This window comes from Phreatobacter sp., from assembly GCF_052440005.1.
Lineage (GTDB): Bacteria > Pseudomonadota > Alphaproteobacteria > Rhizobiales > Phreatobacteraceae > Phreatobacter.
This window is the reverse complement of record NZ_JBQVQL010000008.1, coordinates 24,424-41,903: the sequence shown is the minus strand read 5'-3', so window position 1 is coordinate 41,903 and position 17,480 is coordinate 24,424. Positions and strand designations below refer to the sequence as shown.

The window sequence follows — 17,480 nt, the reverse complement described above, 5'->3', positions numbered from 1 at the left end:
GGGTCGCGACCCTGCCCCAGGCGCGCCCCGCTGTCGAGAACACAAAATGCCGGTCAGCCCCTTCTCAGCCGCCTTGCGCGAGGATGTCGGTGGCGCAGTGGCTCTCGTCGACGCCCTCGATGAGGAAACAGGCCCCGCGGGAATGGTCACGCCGCAGCGGCAGGATCGCCTGGTAGGCGGGCGAACCGTACCAGGCGGCGGCGCGGGCACGATCGGGAAAGCCAATCACGATCAGATCGCCCGACCAGGCGCCTTCGAGAACCTCGGGGCGGCCGCCGTGGATGACGAAGCGGCCTCCGAACGGGGCGAGCGTGGCGTCGATCGCCTCGAGATAGGCGGCGATGGCGGGCCCCATCTCGACCGATGTCAGGTGGGCGATGGCATAGGCTGTCATGGCATGTCCTCGTGTGCGTACCGAGGCATGGTGGCGGCGTGGGAAGGCTGACGCGATGACCTCGCAGGTCATGCCACCGCGCGCTGTCCCTCGCCTGCACCCGGCGCGAGGCCAAACTGCGCCTCGAAGGCCGCGAGGGTCAGCGGCCGGCCGAAATGATAGCCCTGCATGCGATGGCAGCCGGCAGCCCTGAGGAAGCGGGCCTGTTCGGCGGTCTCCACCCCTTCCGCCACCACGGCGAGGCCGAGCGCCCGCCCGAGATTGACCACGCAGTGCAGGATGGTCGCAGCCTCCGCGCCATTGTCGAGATCGGCGACGAAACTGCGGTCGACCTTCAGCGCGTCGAGCTCGAACTTGCGCAGATAGCTGAGCGAAGAGAAACCGGTGCCGAAATCGTCCAGCGCGATCTTCACCCCGAGGGCGCGGATGGCCCGGATGGTATGGAGCGTCTGCTCGGCGCTCTCGATCATCACGCCCTCGGTGATCTCCAGCACCAGGCGGTCCGGGGGCAGGCCGGAGTCCGCCAGGGCCTGGCGGACGTTGAGGGTGAAGTCATCGCGACGGAACTCCAGCGGCGAGACATTGACGGAGACGAAGAGCCCGTTCCAGCGCGCCGCGGCCCGGCAGGCCTGCCGCAGCACCACCTGGCCGAGCTGGTGGATCAAGCCCGAGGTCTCCGCCAGCGCGATGAACTCCGCCGGCATGATCCGCCCGCGATAGCTGTGGTTCCAGCGCGCCAGCGCCTCGGCCCCCTGCAGCGTCTCCCCATCGGCGGCGAAGATCGGCTGCAGGTCGATGGCGATCTCGCCGTTGATCAGCGCGCCGCGCAGCTCCCGCTCCAGATAGCGGCGGTGCGACTCGTCGCGGTCCATGTCGGGGTCGAAGGCGACCGCACAGTTCCGTCCCGCCGCCTTGGCCGCATAGAGCGCACGGTCGGCCCGGCGCATCAGGTCGTCGCGGCTCGCGGTGCGATCCTCCGTCGACAGGAAGCCGATCGAAACGCCGACGCGCAGCGCGTGCCCGTCGCAGGGAATGGGCTTGCGGATCGCCGCGATGATCATGCGGGAGGCCGCGGCAATGTCGGTCGCCGCTGGCGACCCCTGGATCAGCACGGCGAACTCGTCGCCACCGAGACGGCCGATCACCGCCTCGGGACCGCAGACGAACCGCAGGCGACGCCCCACCTCGGCGAGCACGGTATCGCCGGCGTGGTGGCCGAACGTGTCGTTGATCTCCTTGAAATGGTCGAGATCGAGCAGCAGCAACGTCAGGCCGCCCTTGCGCTCGATGCCGTCGAGGCTCTCGTCGAAGGACCGGCAGAAGGCGGCGCGGTTGGCGAGGCCCGTCAGGCCGTCGATACCCGGCGGCAGGAAGAAGCGCGCGCCGGCGATGACGTTGCGCTGGGCGATGCGCAGGGACCAGAGCAGACCGAGGGCCGCCAGCGTCGCGGCAAGCGTCATGACGGTGAGCTGGGGCACCCAGGACCCGTCGCCGCCGAGCACCAGCCGGGCCGGATCCAGCGCGTGGAAACCGAGCACGCCGGCGAGAATCCCGGACGCGGCAGCGGCGGCACCGGCTGCCCAGACATAGCCACTCAACGCCGCGTCGGCACGGCGCTTCACCGAAATGGACATTCCCGTTCCCCGGACGGCAGGCCCTTGCCAGCCCGGTCTAGTGCGCGGGGACTTAACGTCGGGTTCCTGCGCCGGCTATCAGACGCATCGCCGGCCGCATGGGCGAGCGACGCCGATCCGACAACGTTTCCAGCGGCATGGTCCGGCCGGCGGACTCAGATCCTGAACCACCAGCTCGCGATCATCAGGAAGCTGAAGAATCCGGTCACGTCGGTCACCGTCGTGACGAAGGGGCCGGAGGAGATCGCCGGATCGACCTTCATCCGGTCCAGCGCCAGTGGCACGAGGACGCCGCCGAGCGAGCCCGCCACCAGATTGCAGATGAGGGCGAGGCCGATCACCACGCCGATGCCGGCATTGGTGAACCAGAAGCTCGCCACCGTGCCGGTGATGAGCGCGAAGGCGATGCCGTTGAACAGGCCGACCGAGACCTCGCGCCGGACGATGCGCCAGGCGTTGCGCGGGCCGAGCTCGCGGGTCGCCAGCGCACGGACCGCCACGGTCATGGTCTGGGTCGCGGCGCTGCCGCCCTGGCTCGCCACGATCGGTGCGAGGATGGCGAGCGCCACCATGGCCTCGAGCTGGTGCTCGAAGGATTTCAGCACCGTCGTCGCGAGGAAGGCGGTGACGAGGTTGATCAGCAGCCAGCGGAATCGGCTCTTGGCCGTCGTCCAGACGCTGTCGGAGATTTCCTCGTCCGCCTTGACGCCGCCGAGCGCCTTGATGTCCTCGTCGGCCTCCTCCTCGATGACGTCGACGATGTCGTCGACGGTGAGCACGCCGACGAGGCGGTTGACCTCGTCCACCACCGGCGCGGACAGGAGGTTGTAGCGTTCGAAGAGCAGCGCGGCGTCCTCCTGATCCTCTGCGGCGCCGACCGTATGCATCTCCTCCTCGAGGATCTCGGTGACCACCACCGGCCGCTTGGCGCGCAGCAGGCGGTCGAGGCGGATGTGGCCCTGGAGGTGGAATCCCGGATCGACGATGAAGATTTCCGTGAAGTCGTCCGGCAGGTCGGCGGCTTCGCGCAGGTGGTCGATCACCTGCCCCACCGTCCAGAACGGCGGCACGGCGATGAACTCGTCCTTCATGCGCCGGCCGGCCGATCCTTCGGGATAGTCGAAGGCGCGGCGGAGCGCGAAGCTGTCGGCCGGCGACAGCTTGTCGAGAATGGCCGAGCGCTCGTCCTCGTCGAGGTCCTCGAGGATCGCGACGGCGTCGTCGGTCTCCAGTGTCGCGATGCCCTCGGCGACGGTGGACGGCGCCATATCCTCGAGGATCTCGGCGCGGATGGTCTCGTCCACCTCGTTCAGCGCGTTGAAGTCGAAGTCGGCGCCGAGCAGCGAGACCACCCGGCTGCGGTCCTCGGCGTCGAGTTGGGCGAGCAGGGCGCCGAGATCGGCCTCATGGGCCTCCGAAACGAGGCTCTTCAGGCTGTCGCCGTCGTCGGCGCGGAGGATCGTCTGGACGAGGTCGACGACGGCAGGCAGCAGCTCGCCGTCCTCGTCGCGCCAGTCCTTTTCGCGCCAGTCTTCGGCCATGGCGGCGGGCGACGTGGTTTCGGCCATGGGGCCTCCCGGCGATGCGCGGCTCTCGGGTCAGGGATGGGACGTTCTTGGATGCACTGCAACGATTTGGCAAGCTGCGGCGCCCATTGAAGAGTGCGACGATACCGAAGGATGACGACGCCATGACGTCCCCGCACAGGCCCTCGCGCCGGGCGCTCCTCGGGGCGCTGTCCCTGTCCGCTCTTGCCGCAGGCGACACGGCGAGGGCGGCCGGATGCGGGCCGGACAGGCTCGGCACTTCACGGGTCATCCCCGTTTCCACCGCGGGCGGCCTGAGGGTCGGGCGCAAGAGCTATCCGCGGACCCTGCCGCTCGCCCCGGGTGAGGTTCTGCTCACCTTTGACGACGGCCCCCATCCCGGCACGACGGAGCCGATCCTCGCGGCGCTGGCGAGCGAATGCGTCAAGGCCACCTTCTTCATGATCGGCCGACAGGCGGCGGCGCACCCTGCCCTCGCCCGGCGGGTGCTCGCCGAGGGCCACACGGTCGGCCATCACTCCAACACCCATCCGATGACGCTGGCGCAATTGCCTCAGGCCCAGGCCGAGGCGGACATCGAGGCGGGCTTCGCCGCCGTCGACCGGGCGCTCTACGGGAGCTATTCCGGCCGGCCGCGCACGCCCTTCTTCCGTTTTCCCGGCTTCGGCGACTCCGAGCCCCTGAACCAGGGCCTCGCCGCCCGGCGGATCGGCATCTTCGGCGCCGACCTCTGGGCCAGCGACTGGAACGACATGGCGCCCGACGCCCAGCTCGCCCTGGTGATGCGACGCCTGAGACAGACCCGCGGCGGCATCCTGCTCTTCCACGACACGCGTCCGCAGACCGCCGCCATGCTGCCGGCCTTCCTCGAGGCCATGCGCCACGAGGGCTACCGCGCGGTCAATATCGTCCCGGCGTAAGGACGGGCGGCCGGAGCCGCCCGCCCGTGTTCCGTCAGGCCTTGCGCTCGATGTTCCACATCACGGGGAAGCCGAAGTCGATCACCCCCGAGAGTTCGGCGCGCCAGACGGCCGGGCTCTGGAACTGGCCGGCGATCGGGAAGGTCGCCGCCTCGATGGCGATCTTCTGGATCTGCTCGGCCAGCGCCTTGCGCTTCGCCGGATCGCTCTCCGCCTCGAACTGCTGCAGCACCGGCACCATGGGCTGCTCGCAATAGCCCCAGGGCTGGTTGCCGGTGCAGTTGAATCCGACGCCGAGGTTGGACAGCGGGTCGGACATGTCGAAGCCGGTATAAACAACCGGGATGACGCTCCAGCCGCCCTGGTCGAGCGGGTTCTTCTGCACCCAGCGCTGGGCGATGGCCGACCATTCCAGGCCCTGCACGTCGACGTTGAAGCCGGCGCGCTTCATCCGGTCGATCAGCACGGCGCCGAACGGGTTCAGCAGCGGGCTGTCCAACGGGTGCAGCACGACGATCTTTTCGTTCTTGTAGCCCGCCTCGGCCAGCAGCGCCTTCGCCTTGTCGATGCTGGGATTGGCGATCATATCGCTGCCGCCCTTGTTCTCGTACGGGGCGCCGCACATGAACATGGACGTGCAGTCGGGCTTGCCGAGCTCGCCGCCGAAGCCGGCGCCGCCCAGCACCTCCGCGCGGTCAAGGCACTGCTGGATCGCCCGGCGCACCAAGACGTTGTCCATCGGCGCCTGGAAATGGTTGATCGACACCGCATACATGAGGTTGGCGCGGCCGCTCGCCTGGGCGAAGACGAGGTTGCGGTCGCGCCGCATCCGCGGGATGAGGTCCACGGGGGCATATTCGAGATAGTCGACCTCGCCGCGCGTCAGCGCCGCATAGCGCAGCGCGATGTCCGGCATGGTCAGCATCTCCACCCGGTCGATCTTGGCGATCTTGCCGCCGGCGAGGCCGTCGGCCGGCTCGCTGCGGGGCACGTACTTGTCGAACTTGCGGAAGGTCGCCCGGTCGCCCGGGATCCACTCGCTCCGCTGGAAGACGTAGGGGCCGGAGCCGACGATCTCGGAGACCTGCTGGGTGGGCGGCGTCGCCGAGGCGATGCGCGCCGGCATGATCATCGGCACGTGGACGGAGGGCTTTCCGAGCGCGTCGATGACGCCGCCGAAGGGGCGCGACAGCTTCAGGGTGAAGGCATCGGGACCATCGGCGGTGAGCTCGGCGGTCGCCGCCATCAGCCGGCGCCCGATCGAATCGCGGCCGCCCCAGCGCTTCAGCGAGGCGATGACGTCCTCGGAGGTGACCTTCTGGCCGTCGTGGAACGTCAGGCCGCCGCGCAGCTTGAACTTCCAGGTCAGCCGGTCGGCGCTGACGTCCCAGCCCTCCAGCATCTGCGGCTTGTATTCGCCCTTGCCGTCCAGCGAGACGAGCGTGTCGAAGACCATGTAGCCGAAATTGCGCGTCACAAAGGACGGCGAGGAGATCGGGTCGAGGTTCTGCAGGCCGACATTGACGACGAAGCGCAGGGGCCTGGCCTGGCCCTGGGCGAAGCCGACCCGCGGCGCGGCGAGGATCGCGGCGGCTGCGGCAAGGCCCTGGCGACGGGTGATGCGCATGGAAAGCTCCCTCGGTCGGTCGGGTGTGCGGCACGAGGTGGGCGCACCCCGACGACGGCGCCACCTTCCCTGACGGAGCCTATGAAACTTGGCCCATAGCCAGACATGCGAAGTTGGCAAGACAGCCGGCACGGAACGGCACAGCACTATCGATGAGCGATACGGGAGATGTGGAGCGCAGCCCGGACGGGTTCAGCTGTGGCGACGGGTCGCGCCCGACCGAAGAGGCCAGTTGAAGTTTCAGATGATGCATCCGGGCACCGCTCTCGCGGCGCGGACGTCAGCAAATTGCTCAGAAAGAAGCCAATACCCATACAGATCCGGCTCACCAGCCGCGCGCGACTCCTCGTCGTTGCTTGCCGATGCACGGCCATGTTGCCTATGAATGCGGCGGGCTGGGATCGTTGAACGTCCATCCCGCATTCAGCGCACAATCAAATACGACCAACAGACGGGAGGACCTCCACGTGCTGCGCATTGATCTTCGCGACCTCATCGGAGGCGGCCTGCTCTTCACGCTCGGGGCGTGGTTCCTCTTCCGCTCTCTGCAGATGCATGTCGGAACCAGCACGGCGATGGGACCGGGATACTACCCGATGCTCGCCGCCGGGGCGCTGATTGCGCTGTCCCTGATCATCGCGGGCTCGTCGCTCTTTCGCCCGGGGGATGTTCCCGAGGTCTCCTGGCGTCCCCTCGTGAGCGTCTGCGCGTCCATCCTCTCGTTCGGCATCGTCATGGATTTCCTCGGCCTCATGCCGGCGATCGTCTCCACCGTGGTGATCGCGTCCCTGGCAGACCGGAGGTCACGCATCCTGCCGACCCTCCTGTTGGCGGCCGGCCTCTGCGTGGCGGCCTACGTCCTCTTCATCTCGCTGCTCGGCATGCCCATGCAGCCCATCAAGTGGTACTGACATGGATCTGCTGTCCAACATGGCGCTGGGCTTCCAGACCGCCTTCTCACCCGAGAACCTCGCCTACTGCTTCCTCGGCGTCTTCCTCGGCACCTTCATCGGGGTCCTGCCGGGGATCGGCGCCCTCGCCGCCGTCTCGATGATCCTCCCGGTGACGTTCTACCTGTCACCGACCGCCGCCCTGGTGATGCTGGCGGGGGTCTATTACGGCGCCGAGTACGGCGGCTCCATCGCCTCTATCCTGCTCAACCTCCCCGGCACCCCCTCGGCGGCGGTCACCTGCCTCGACGGCTATCCGATGGCGCAGCAGGGCCGCGCCGGCGAGGCGCTGTTCATGACGACCGTCGCCTCCTTCGTCGGCGGCAGCGTCGGCATCGTGCTGCTCATGGGCTTTGCGCCCCTGCTCTCGCAGGTGGCGCTGGCCTTCGGCGCGGCGGACTACTTCGCGGTCATGCTCTTCGGACTGCTGGCGGCGAGCGCCATCAGCCAGGGCACGCCGATCAAGGGCATCGTCATGGTGGTGCTCGGCGTCCTGATCGGCTGCATCGGCGCCGACCTCGAGACCGGCGCGGACCGCTTCACCATGGGCTTCCACAACCTGTTCGACGGGGTCAGCATCATCGCCCTCGCCATGGGCCTCTTCGGCATCTCGGAGATCATCGCCTCGATCCGCGGAAGCCAGCGCCAACCGCCGAAGGTCATCACCTTCCGCTCCATGCTGCCGAGGCCCGGCGAGCTGAAGCGCTCCATTCTCCCCATGGCGCGCGGTGCGACCATCGGCTCCTTCTTCGGCACGCTTCCCGGCACCGGCCAGACGATCGCCGCCTTCATGAGCTACGCGGTCGAGAAGAAGGTCTCACGCACGCCCGAACGCTTCGGCAAAGGGGCCATCGAGGGCATCATGGGTCCGGAATCGGCCAACAACGCCGCCGCCCAGACAGCCTTCATCCCCACCCTCACCATGGGCATTCCCGGCGCCGCCACCATGGCGCTGATGCTCGGCGCGCTGATGATCCACGGGATCACCCCCGGACCCATGCTGATGACGAGCCAGCCGCAGTTGTTCTGGGGTCTCGTCGCCAGCTTCTGGATCGGCAACGTGCTGCTGGTGATCCTCAACGTGCCGTTGATCGGGCTGTGGGTGCGCATCCTCACCGTGCCCTACCACCTGCTCTACCCGGCCATCCTCGTGCTCATCTGCATCGGCGTCTACAGCGTCAACAACAACGTCTTCGACGTCTATCTGGCTCTCGCCTTCGGCGTGATCGGCTACACGATGCGGGTGCTCGGCTTCGAACCGGCGCCGCTCCTGATCGGCTTCGTGCTGGGGCCGATGATCGAGGAGAACTTCCGGCGCGCCATGCTGATGGCCCGCGGCGACTATCTCAGCCTCTTCGACAGGCCGATCAGCGCGACGCTGCTGGCGCTCTGTGCGCTGCTGCTCGCCTGGACCTTCTACACGACGGCGCGGCAGGCCTTCCGGCGGCCTCGGCCGGAACCGGAGGCGGCGGTCTGATCCAGCCGAACCGGCACGCAACAAGGCCCCGGAGGACTTATCGTCCGCCGGGGCCCTTTTTTACGCGGTCGCGCGCTTACCAGACGGTGCGACCGAACATCGAGAAGGGCGTGTTCTCGTCGCGATGACGACCGCCGAAGGCGGCGCCCGCACAGGCCGCGGCCAGACCGATCAGGAAGGTCGCGGCCACCGTGAAGGCGGTGAGGACGCTGGCCTTGCGGGCGCGGTCCGCCTGCTCCCGGGCGCGCACCTCGAGCGTGCGCAGCTCGGTTACGGCCTCCGTCACCCGCTGACGGGCCTCCGCAGCCGGCAGGCCGGCCCGCCTCTCGACGATGGTGGCGAGATAGTCGCGGTCGCGGACCGTCAGTTCCCGGCTGGTGGCGATGGACGAAAACAGCCGGGAGATCTCCTGGCGGACCGCCGGGTCAGCCGGGGTAGCCGCCGCCGCGCCTGCAGCCGGCGTCGCCGCAGGGCGCAGCAGCAGGTCGGTCGCATAGGTGGCAGGGCCCATCCCGTTCTGGCCCGCCGCACCGACCGCCGTCGCTGCGCCGGCCGCGACGGTGCTCGCCGAGCGCGCCGCGACGCCGCCGCCGAAGGCCGTGACGAGCGCCATCATGATGATGCCGACGCTCCAGACGAGGAAACCGTGGGCGCCGTCGCGAAACTGGCGCTCGTCCGTGCCGACGTCAGCGGCTGCCGGACGCAGACGCCCCGCGATATAGCCGCCGAGGGCGAAACTCAGGATCTGCACCAGGGCGGTCCAGTACATGATGAAGACGCCGGTCGCCACGAGGGAAAGGCCGGAACCCGGCCAGGGCGAGGTCAGGGTCAGGCCGATCGCAGCGCCGAAGGCGATGAAGACGAGGCTGAGGGCGGCGGCGCCGATGGCGCCAGCGAAGACCGGCGCCCAGTCGACGGACGCAATGCGGGACGCCGTGGAGGCAGGGGTGAGCGTTGCCATGGCGCCCTCACCGAAGTCCGATGAGCGACAGTACCGCCATGACCACGACGACGAGCCCGACCAGATAGATGATGCCGTTCATGTTGTTCTCCTGATTGTTTGCAGTTCCGTGAGCATTGCGTCCGCCTCAGCGGCCGTCCGGAACCTTGATGGTGAAGGTCTGGCCGCCTCCGCCGAGCCGGCCCGTCCCTGCCAGAACGGCGGCGCCCACGAAGATCACGAGCATGGCGCCGACCAGGACACCGAGAATTCCGCTACCGTCAGACATTGAGGTCCCCCTTGCTGAGAGCCGACGCGCGTGTCGGCTGCGGATTGAACGGCTGGCTGGCACGTCAAGTTCCCCGACCCGCGCGCAGCTGGTTACGGCGCAGCCGGATCGACGGGCCGGAACGCATCCACGGACGACGTCCGGCCGCGGGATCGCGGCGGCCTCGGAGCAATGGGATGGGAGCGGAAGGGCCGCCCGGCGCGCGGCGAGGAGGGCGACGAGACCGGCGGATCAGGCTGTCGAACGGGAGAGCGTCATTCGGGCGGAGCCCTCGGACGTCGCGGCGATCGATGGGGCGGAAGGCGGGGCGCGATTGCGGCCCCCAGAAAAACCGATCCCCGCACCTCGGGAAAGGTGCGGGGATATCAGTCCCGGATAAACCCCCGAAGGGATTATGGTGCGGTCGAGAGGACTCGAACCTCCACTCGGTTAAGAACTACCACCTCAAGGTAGCGCGTCTACCAGTTCCGCCACGACCGCAACGCCGGATTTCTCCGGCGAGGCGCGCTGTCTAGCAGAGCGTTTCGGTGCCTGCAAGGCACAAAGAACGCTCTGTCGACAACCTCATTCGAACTCCATGATGACCGCGTCCACGGCCAGGCTGTCGCCCGCCTTGGCGGCGATGGACTTGACCTTCCCGTCGCGCTCGGCGCGCAGCACGTTCTCCATCTTCATGGCCTCGACCACGCAGAGCGCCTCGCCCGCCTTGACCTCCTGGCCGACGGAGACGGCGATCGACTTGACCAGGCCCGGCATCGGGCAGGTGAGCTTCTTGCCCGTGTCGGCGGCGACCTTCACAGGCATCAGGGCGGCGAGCTCGGCCTCGCGCCGGGTGTAGACGTGGGCGGTGGTGGCGATCCCGCGATAGGCGAGCGCGACGCCGTTCGGCACGGTCCGCACCAGGAGGTTCACCGGACGGCCGTCGACCTGGCCGGCGAGCACAGGCTGGCCCGGCGTCCAGGACGAGGCGACCGTGTGGGTCTTGAGCTCGGCCCCGCCTGCCCCGTCGAAGATTCGCACCGCGATCTTGCCGCCCTCATCGATGACCTCGACGTCATGGCGCGTCCCGGCCATCAGCACGACCCGGTCGCGGTCGAAGGCGACGCGGTGACCCTGGCGCATCTGGCCGGAAATCTGCCGCTTGCGGGTGTTCAGCACGTGGTCGATGAAGGCCGCCACCGCCGCCATGACGCCGGCCGCCTCCCCTTCCGGCGCGCGAGCCTTGAACCCTTCCGGATATTCCTCGGCGATGAAGCCGGTGGACAGCGTCCCCGACTGCCAGCGCGGATGCTGCATCAGCGCGGAGAGGAAGGGGATGTTGTGCTGGATGCCCTCGATGGCAAAGGCGTCGAGGGCGTCGGCCTGCGCCGCGATGGCCTTCTCGCGGGTCGGAGCCCAGGTGACCAGCTTGGCGATCATCGGGTCGTAGTAGAGCGAGATCTCGCCGCCCTCGAAGACACCGGTGTCGTTGCGCACCATGGCCTCGCCCGCAGGGCCCTCGGCCGGGGGCCGGTAGGTCACGAGCCGTCCGATGGAGGGCAGGAAGTTGCGGTACGGATCCTCGGCATAGATGCGGCTCTCCACCGCCCAGCCCTTCAGCTTCACCTGGTCCTGGGTGAGGGCGAGCTTCTCGCCGTAGGCCACGCGGATCATCTGCTCCACGAGGTCGATGCCGGTGATCATCTCGGTCACCGGATGCTCCACCTGCAGGCGGGTATTCATCTCGAGGAAGTAGAAGGACTTGTCCTGCCCCGCGACGAATTCCACCGTGCCGGCCGAATCGTAGTCCACCGCCTTGGCCAGCGCCACGGCCTGCTCGCCCATGGCGCGGCGGGTCGCCTCGTCCAGCAGGGGCGACGGCGCCTCCTCGATGACCTTCTGGTTGCGGCGCTGGATCGAGCACTCGCGCTCGCCGAGATAGATGACGTTGCCGTGCTTGTCGCCCAGCACCTGGATTTCGATGTGGCGCGGATTGACGATGAACTTCTCGACGAAGACGCGGTCGTCGCCGAACGAGGACTTCGCCTCGGACTTGGCCAGCGTGAAGCCCTCGGCCACCTCAGACGCGGAATTGGCGATGCGCATGCCCTTGCCGCCGCCGCCGGCCGAGGCCTTGATCATCACGGGATAGCCGATCTCGTCGGCGATGCGGGTGGCGTGCGCCGCATCCTCGATCACCCCGAGGAAGCCCGGTACCGTCGAGACCTTGGCGGCCGCGGCCGCCTTCTTCGATTCGATCTTGTCGCCCATGGCGGCGATGGCGCGCGGATTGGGGCCGATGAAGACGATGCCGTTGTCCTTCAGCGCCTGGGCGAAGGCCTCGCGCTCGGACAGGAAGCCGTAGCCCGGATGGATCGCCTCGGCGCCGGTCTGCTTGGCGGCCGCGATGATCTTGTCGATGACGAGATAGCTCTCTGCCGCCGCCGGCGGGCCGATATGGACGGCCTCGTCCGCCATCTCCACATGCATGGCGTCGCGGTCGGCGTCCGAATAGACGGCGACCGTCTTGATGCCCATCCGCCGCGCGGTCTTGATCACGCGGCAGGCGATCTCGCCGCGGTTGGCGATCAGGATCTTCTTGAACATGCGGGAAGTCTTTCAGGCAGCACGCAAAGTGGAGCAGATCGGACGGGTTCTAGAGCCAAGCCCGCCCGTCCGTCCACTCAGCTAATGGGATGACGATCCGGCTTTGTCGGCCCGATCGTCTTGTCCCATGCAAATCGCCTGCCGGAAACGCGACCCTCAGCCGCGCAGCGGCTTCAGGGCTCCCGCCCACTTCACCAGCTCGTCGAGGACCTCCTTGGCGCTGGTGGCCATGAGATCGTTCGGCGTGAACTTGGCGTCCGGGCCGAGGAAGGAGCCGAAGCCGGGCACGGCCACCGCCTGCGGGATCGGCATCATCTTCAGCGTGGTCAGCGTCGGCTTGATCTGCTGGACGGCGCGCAGGCCGCCCGAGACACCGCCATAGGCGACGAAGCCGACCGGCTTGTAGGCCCACTCGTTGGCGAGGAAGGTCAGCGCGTTGTAGAGCGCCGGCGAGACGCCGTAGTTGTACTCCGGCGTGACGAAGACGAAGGCGTCGGCGGCCTTGACGCTCGCGGCCCAGGCCTTGGTGTGGTCCTTCTCGTATTTCGCCATGCGCGGATGGTTCGGCTCGTCGAAGACCGGCAGGTCGAAGCTGGCGAGATCGACGAGGTCGGACTTGAAGCCGCCGTGGGCATTGGCGACGTCGTTGAACCACGTGCCGAGTTGCGGACCGACGCGTCCCGGCCGGGTGCTGGTGACGATCGTGTGGAGCGTGAGGCTCATTCTGTTCTCCTCAGCGGGGCCGCATCGGGCTCCCGCGAACCAATTTCGTGGTTACTCTTTGTAACCGAGGATAGTCTGGTAACTTATGCTGCATCGCGCAAGAAGGCACAGCGGAGGAACGAGGGAACATGGATGTGACCGACAGCCACGACGGGCCTGAAGATTGCGCTGCGGTGAAGCCGGTCCTCGCCCGCATCGGCGACAAGTGGGTGGTGCTGGTCGTCCGCCTGCTCGGCCGAAAGGGCCCCCGCCGCTTCAACGAACTCCGGCGCGAGATCGGCACCATCTCGCAGCGCATGCTGACCCTGACCCTGCGGGCACTGGAGCGCGACGGACTGGTGACGCGGACGGTCTATCCCACCATCCCGCCGCGGGTGGAATACGACCTCACGCCCCTCGGCCGCTCGCTGATGGTGCCGATCGAGGCGCTCGGCAACTGGGCCTTCGCCCACCGCGAGGAGATGGACGCCGCACGGGCGCGGTTCGACCGGCTCCATGGCGTCGCCGATGCCGCCGCTCCGCCTGCCCTCGCCACAGGGGCGCCGGCTCCGGCCTTCAAGGGATGACGCGCAGCTCGGTGTCGCGGCCGACGAGGCGTCCGAGGGTGCGCAGCCGGTTGGACAGCCGGTCTCCCGCGAGTCCTGAGAGATCACCTGCGAGCGTCAGCACGAGCCGCCGGTCCTCGACGCGCAGCGGCGCGCGCGGCAGCGCGCCGGGCATGGCCGCCGAGACGAGATAGGCGACACGCATCGCCGCGCCGAGGATGCGGGCGCGGTCGAGCAGCCTCACCCCGACGAGTTCGCGGATGCGCGGGGACATGAACTCGTCGAGCAGGCCCTCGTGACGGTAGAAGCTCGCCAGCGCCAGATAGGCGCGGCCGGGATGGTCGACACCGACGAAATTGGCGTGGGCGATGATGTTGAGGCTCTGCTCGCCGCGATAATCGGGATGGGCGCGCCAGCCGATATCGGCGAGGAGGCAGGCGGCGTGGCGCAGGCGCTGCTCCTCGGCGCTCTCCTCCAGATGCGTGACCTGCATGAACCGGTCGGTCCAGGCGATCAGCTCCTCGCCGTGGCGGGGAGAGCGGGAGCGCAGCAGGCAGAGCTCGCGCGCCGCCGCGATCAAGGGATCGGCGGCCTGTTCCTCCGGCGGCAGGAGCGAATAGAGCAGTCCCTCGCGCACGCCCGTGACGGAGATCACCACCCGCTCGATCCGCGCGGCGCGCACCACCGCCTCCAGCACGAGGGCACCGTAGGCCAGCAGCGGCCGGCGGCTCTCGGCCACCACGTCGATGCGCGAGATGGAATCGGTCGGCTGGCGGCTGACGAGATAGCAGAAGTCGGCGATTTCCTTCCCCGTCAGCGCATAGCCATGCATGACGTTGAGCGGATAGCCGCGCTGGGCCATGTGCAGCTTGGCGAGCGAGCGCCAGGTGCCGCCGACCGCATAGAAAGTCTGGCCCCTGCCCTTCTTGAGGAGATCGACCTTGCCGACGAGCTTGGCGGCGATGCGCTCGGCCTTCTTCACCGACTGGCCCGACGTGTCCTGCAGCGCGAGGCCGCCGAGCGGCAGCGTCACACCCGTGCCGATGGCCCCGCCCCTGACGTCGACCAGTTCGAGGGAGCCGCCACCGAGATCGCCGACGATGCCGTTCGGCTGGTACATGCCGGAGGCGACACCGAGCGCGGCGAAGGCCGCCTCCTCGCGCCCCGACAGGAGCTGCAGCGGCACGCCGCAGATCGCCTCGCAGGCCGCGACGAAGTCGGGACCGTTCTTGGCGTCGCGCACGGCCGCGGTGGCCAGGATGTGCAGCTCTCCCACCCTGAGCTGGGTGCACAGCGCCCGGAAGCGGCGGATGGAGGCAAGCGCCCGCGCCACCGCATCGTCCGCGAGCCGTCCGGAGGTCTGCACGTTGCGGCCGAGGCCGCACAGCGTCTTCTCGTTGAAGATCGGCGTCGGCGAGCGCGTCAGCGCCTCGTAGACGACGAGGCGGACGGAGTTCGATCCGATGTCGATGACGCCGATGGTCGGCCCGAGCTGGAGCCGTCCGGGGGCGATCTCGAAAACGTCACTCGGCAGCCCGCTCGGCCCTGCTGGCGAAGCGGCGGGGAGACGATTCTTTGAGCGATTTTCCACGTCCGGACAGACTCGGATTGGTCATGAAGTATTTGTGGGCGTTGAAGGCCTCTTCGCCCTTGGCGGGCTTGATACGCTCCGAGGTCCCGTCGGGCAAGAGACGCCAGCTCTGCTCGTTGTCCTTGAGGTTGGCGATCATGATCTGGTCGAGAACCTGCTCGTGGACCGTCGGATTGACCAGCGGACAGAGCACTTCGACGCGCCTGTCGAGGTTGCGCGGCATCAGGTCGGCCGAGGAGATGTAGACCTTGGCCTTGGCGTGCGGCAGCCCATGGCCGCCGCCGAAGGCATAGATGCGGCTATGTTCGAGGAAGCGTCCGACGATGGACTTGGCGTGGATGTTGTCGGAGAGGCCGGGGACGCCCGGCCGCAGGCAGCAGATGCCGCGCACGACGAGATCGACCCGCACGCCAGCCTGACTGGCGTCGTAGAGCGCGTCGATGATCATCGGGTCCACGAGCGAGTTCATCTTCAGCCAGATGGCGGCAGGCTTGCCGGCCTTGGCGAAGGCGATCTCCTCGGCGATGTGCTCCAGGAGCTTCTTCTTGAGGCTCAGGGGCGAGATCGCCATGGCCTCCAGCTCCTGCGGCTCGGCATAGCCGGTGATGAAGTTGAAGATACGGGCGACGTCGCGGCCGATCACCGGATCGTCGGTGAAGTAGGACAGGTCCGTATAGATGCGCGCCGTGATCGGGTGATAGTTGCCGGTACCGACATGGCAGTAGGTCACGAGGTTCTCGCCCTCGCGGCGGATCACCATGGACAACTTGGCGTGGGTCTTCAGCTCGATGAAGCCGAAGACCACCTGCACGCCGGCCCGCTCGAGGTCGCGGGCCCAGCGGATGTTGGCCTCCTCGTCGAAGCGGGCCTTGAGCTCGACCAGCGCCGTGACGGACTTCCCGGCCTCGGCCGCCTCCGCCAGCGCCTTGACGATGGGCGAGTCCGACGAGGTGCGATAGAGCGTCTGCTTGATGGCGACGACGTTGGGGTCGCGCGCCGCCTGATTGAGGAACTGCACCACCACGTCGAAGCTCTCGTAGGGGTGGTGGACCACCAGGTCCTTCTGGCGGATCGCCGCGAAACAGTCGCCGCCCTGGTCGCGGATGCGTTCGGGATAGCGCGGCGCATAGGGCACGAACTTCAGGTCCGGCCGTTCCAGCGAGACGAGCTGGGAGAGTTCGTTCAGCGCCAGCACGCCCTCGACGCGGAAGATCTCGTCATCGACCACGCCGAGCGCGCCGGCGATGAAGTGCCGCAGGTCGTCGGGCATGGAGGCCTCCGCCTCGAGCCGGATCACCGAGCCGCGCCGGCGCCGCTTCAAAGCCGATTCGAAATGGCGGACGAGGTCCTCGGCCTCTTCCTCGATCTCGAGATCGCTGTCGCGGATGATGCGGAAGGCGCCCTGTCCCTTCACATCGTAGCCGGGGAAAAGCCGGTTGATGAAGAGGCCCACCGTCTGCTCGAGCGTGACGAAGCGGCGCGCGCCGGTCTCGGCGAGGTCCGGCAGCTTGATGAAGCGGTCGATCTTCGCCGGCACGCGGATCAGCGCCCGCATCGGCCGCCCGTCGGCCATGCGCTGCAGGGCGAGGGCCACGGTGAAGCCGAGGTTGGGAATGAACGGGAAGGGATGGGCCGGGTCGATGGCGAGCGGCGTGAGCACGGGGAAGACGTGGCCGAGGAAATGGTCCTCGAGCCAGGCGCGCTCTGCCTTGGTCACGTCCGGTGCATCGACGAGCACGATGCCCTCGTGCAGCACCTCCTCGCGCAGCTCCCGCCAGCGCTTCTGCTGGTCGGAGGCAAGGCTCGCTACCGCCTCGGAGATCTTCGCCAGCTGCTCTACCGGGGTCAGCCCATCCGGCGAGACGGTTCCGACGCCCTGCAGCACCTGCCCGCGCAGACCCGCCACGCGCACCATGAAGAACTCGTCGAGGTTGTTGGCCGAGATGGACAGGAAGCGAAGCTGTTCGAGCAGCGGATGATTGCGGTTGGAGGCTTCCTCCATGACCCGGCGGTTGAACTGCAGCCAGGACAGCTCGCGGTTGATGAAGCGCTCCGGCTTGTCGCGCAGGTCGCTCTTGGCCACCTCCTGCGCCACCTCGCGCACCGCCGACGCCGCCGCCTGGGCCTGGCTGCGGCCAAAACCCTTGACCTCGGCGGCCACGCGGGCCGTTGCATCCTTCTTGGTGTCGCCAGCCGTCATTGGAGCCCCGCGGTGAACTGCGCCACCCATCACCCGCCATCATGACGGGACTGTGAC

General features: G+C 68.1%; 14 protein-coding genes and 1 tRNA gene. 4 read left to right on the top strand and 11 right to left on the bottom strand.

Annotated features, from left to right (window positions below):
• Nucleotides 1-64: 64 nt before the first annotated feature.
• From ACT6XY_RS03545 to mgtE, 3 genes are all read right to left on the bottom strand, one after another.
• Nucleotides 65-394: a DUF1330 domain-containing protein gene (locus tag ACT6XY_RS03545; RefSeq protein WP_444746952.1), complete on the bottom strand. Its 330-nt coding sequence runs from the start codon at nucleotides 392-394 to the stop codon at nucleotides 65-67.
• A gap of 68 nt (nucleotides 395-462) precedes the next feature.
• A complete protein-coding gene (locus tag ACT6XY_RS03540) occupies nucleotides 463-2,028 on the bottom strand; it encodes a putative bifunctional diguanylate cyclase/phosphodiesterase (protein ID WP_444746951.1) in 1,566 nt (521 codons plus the stop codon).
• A 155-nt stretch (nucleotides 2,029-2,183) separates the two neighbouring features.
• Complete coding sequence (mgtE, locus tag ACT6XY_RS03535; RefSeq protein ID WP_444746950.1) at nucleotides 2,184-3,596, bottom strand: magnesium transporter; 1,413 nt, start codon at nucleotides 3,594-3,596, stop codon at nucleotides 2,184-2,186.
• Nucleotides 3,597-3,718: 122 nt separating this feature from the next.
• On the opposite strand from mgtE, the gene ACT6XY_RS03530 reads away from it, so the two are divergent.
• Nucleotides 3,719-4,495 carry a polysaccharide deacetylase family protein gene (locus ACT6XY_RS03530; protein ID WP_444746949.1) on the top strand — a complete coding sequence of 259 codons (777 nt, stop codon included), beginning with the start codon at nucleotides 3,719-3,721 and terminating at the stop codon, nucleotides 4,493-4,495.
• A 34-nt stretch (nucleotides 4,496-4,529) separates the two neighbouring features.
• Here the strand turns inward: ACT6XY_RS03530 and ACT6XY_RS03525 are convergent, their stop codons facing one another.
• Nucleotides 4,530-6,122, bottom strand: coding sequence for an ABC transporter substrate-binding protein (locus ACT6XY_RS03525; protein WP_444746948.1), 1,593 nt, complete (start codon nucleotides 6,120-6,122; stop codon nucleotides 4,530-4,532).
• Between the two features lie 467 nt (nucleotides 6,123-6,589).
• Here ACT6XY_RS03525 and ACT6XY_RS03520 point away from each other — a divergent pair, with 467 nt between their 5' ends.
• Both ACT6XY_RS03520 and ACT6XY_RS03515 read left to right on the top strand, forming a co-directional pair.
• Nucleotides 6,590-7,033: a tripartite tricarboxylate transporter TctB family protein gene (locus tag ACT6XY_RS03520; RefSeq protein WP_444746947.1), complete on the top strand. Its 444-nt coding sequence runs from the start codon at nucleotides 6,590-6,592 to the stop codon at nucleotides 7,031-7,033.
• A 1-nt stretch (nucleotide 7,034) separates the two neighbouring features.
• Complete coding sequence (locus tag ACT6XY_RS03515; protein WP_444746946.1) at nucleotides 7,035-8,549, top strand: tripartite tricarboxylate transporter permease; 1,515 nt, start codon at nucleotides 7,035-7,037, stop codon at nucleotides 8,547-8,549.
• Between the two features lie 76 nt (nucleotides 8,550-8,625).
• On the opposite strand, the gene ACT6XY_RS03510 is transcribed toward ACT6XY_RS03515, so the two are convergent.
• The 5 genes from ACT6XY_RS03510 to ACT6XY_RS03490 all read right to left on the bottom strand — a co-directional run bounded on the left by ACT6XY_RS03510 (nucleotide 8,626) and on the right by ACT6XY_RS03490 (nucleotide 13,087).
• Nucleotides 8,626-9,510: a hypothetical protein gene (locus tag ACT6XY_RS03510; protein ID WP_444746945.1), complete on the bottom strand. Its 885-nt coding sequence runs from the start codon at nucleotides 9,508-9,510 to the stop codon at nucleotides 8,626-8,628.
• A 127-nt stretch (nucleotides 9,511-9,637) separates the two neighbouring features.
• On the bottom strand, nucleotides 9,638-9,778 hold the full coding sequence (locus ACT6XY_RS03505) for a hypothetical protein (protein WP_180267844.1): 141 nt from the start codon (nucleotides 9,776-9,778) through the stop codon (nucleotides 9,638-9,640).
• A 395-nt stretch (nucleotides 9,779-10,173) separates the two neighbouring features.
• Nucleotides 10,174-10,258 (bottom strand) — tRNA-Leu (locus tag ACT6XY_RS03500).
• A gap of 84 nt (nucleotides 10,259-10,342) precedes the next feature.
• Nucleotides 10,343-12,364 (bottom strand): acetyl-CoA carboxylase biotin carboxylase subunit, encoded by a 2,022-nt coding sequence (locus ACT6XY_RS03495; protein WP_444746944.1) that lies wholly within the window; start codon nucleotides 12,362-12,364, stop codon nucleotides 10,343-10,345.
• A gap of 156 nt (nucleotides 12,365-12,520) precedes the next feature.
• The gene (locus ACT6XY_RS03490) at nucleotides 12,521-13,087 is read right to left on the bottom strand and encodes an NADPH-dependent FMN reductase (RefSeq protein ID WP_444746943.1); all 567 of its coding nucleotides are present in this window, start codon (nucleotides 13,085-13,087) and stop codon (nucleotides 12,521-12,523) included.
• Nucleotides 13,088-13,215: 128 nt separating this feature from the next.
• On the opposite strand from ACT6XY_RS03490, the gene ACT6XY_RS03485 reads away from it, so the two are divergent.
• Nucleotides 13,216-13,653, top strand: a complete 438-nt coding sequence (locus ACT6XY_RS03485) for a winged helix-turn-helix transcriptional regulator (RefSeq protein WP_444746942.1) — start codon at nucleotides 13,216-13,218, stop codon at nucleotides 13,651-13,653.
• On the opposite strand, the gene ppx is transcribed toward ACT6XY_RS03485, so the two are convergent.
• On the bottom strand, nucleotides 13,643-15,223 hold the full coding sequence (gene ppx / locus ACT6XY_RS03480; protein WP_444746941.1) for an exopolyphosphatase: 1,581 nt from the start codon (nucleotides 15,221-15,223) through the stop codon (nucleotides 13,643-13,645). The genes ACT6XY_RS03485 and ppx overlap by 11 nt on opposite strands.
• A complete protein-coding gene (locus tag ACT6XY_RS03475) occupies nucleotides 15,156-17,453 on the bottom strand; it encodes an RNA degradosome polyphosphate kinase (RefSeq protein ID WP_444746940.1) in 2,298 nt (765 codons plus the stop codon). Before ACT6XY_RS03475 ends, ppx begins: the two co-directional genes overlap by 68 nt.
• Nucleotides 17,454-17,480 lie beyond the last annotated feature (27 nt).

What these genes read in the sequence shown, in the direction of transcription:
- ACT6XY_RS03545 (WP_444746952.1), bottom strand. Translation starts at nt 394, where the DNA reads ATGACAGCCTATGCCATCGCCCACCTGACATCGGTCGAGATGGGGCCC.
- ACT6XY_RS03540 (WP_444746951.1), bottom strand. Translation starts at nt 2,028, where the DNA reads ATGTCCATTTCGGTGAAGCGCCGTGCCGACGCGGCGTTGAGTGGCTAT.
- mgtE (WP_444746950.1), bottom strand. Translation starts at nt 3,596, where the DNA reads ATGGCCGAAACCACGTCGCCCGCCGCCATGGCCGAAGACTGGCGCGAA.
- ACT6XY_RS03530 (WP_444746949.1), top strand. Translation starts at nt 3,719, where the DNA reads ATGACGTCCCCGCACAGGCCCTCGCGCCGGGCGCTCCTCGGGGCGCTG.
- ACT6XY_RS03525 (WP_444746948.1), bottom strand. Translation starts at nt 6,122, where the DNA reads ATGCGCATCACCCGTCGCCAGGGCCTTGCCGCAGCCGCCGCGATCCTC.
- ACT6XY_RS03515 (WP_444746946.1), top strand. Translation starts at nt 7,035, where the DNA reads ATGGATCTGCTGTCCAACATGGCGCTGGGCTTCCAGACCGCCTTCTCA.
- ACT6XY_RS03510 (WP_444746945.1), bottom strand. Translation starts at nt 9,510, where the DNA reads ATGGCAACGCTCACCCCTGCCTCCACGGCGTCCCGCATTGCGTCCGTC.
- ACT6XY_RS03505 (WP_180267844.1), bottom strand. Translation starts at nt 9,778, where the DNA reads ATGTCTGACGGTAGCGGAATTCTCGGTGTCCTGGTCGGCGCCATGCTC.
- ACT6XY_RS03495 (WP_444746944.1), bottom strand. Translation starts at nt 12,364, where the DNA reads ATGTTCAAGAAGATCCTGATCGCCAACCGCGGCGAGATCGCCTGCCGC.
- ACT6XY_RS03490 (WP_444746943.1), bottom strand. Translation starts at nt 13,087, where the DNA reads ATGAGCCTCACGCTCCACACGATCGTCACCAGCACCCGGCCGGGACGC.
- ACT6XY_RS03485 (WP_444746942.1), top strand. Translation starts at nt 13,216, where the DNA reads ATGGATGTGACCGACAGCCACGACGGGCCTGAAGATTGCGCTGCGGTG.
- ACT6XY_RS03475 (WP_444746940.1), bottom strand. Translation starts at nt 17,453, where the DNA reads ATGGGTGGCGCAGTTCACCGCGGGGCTCCAATGACGGCTGGCGACACC.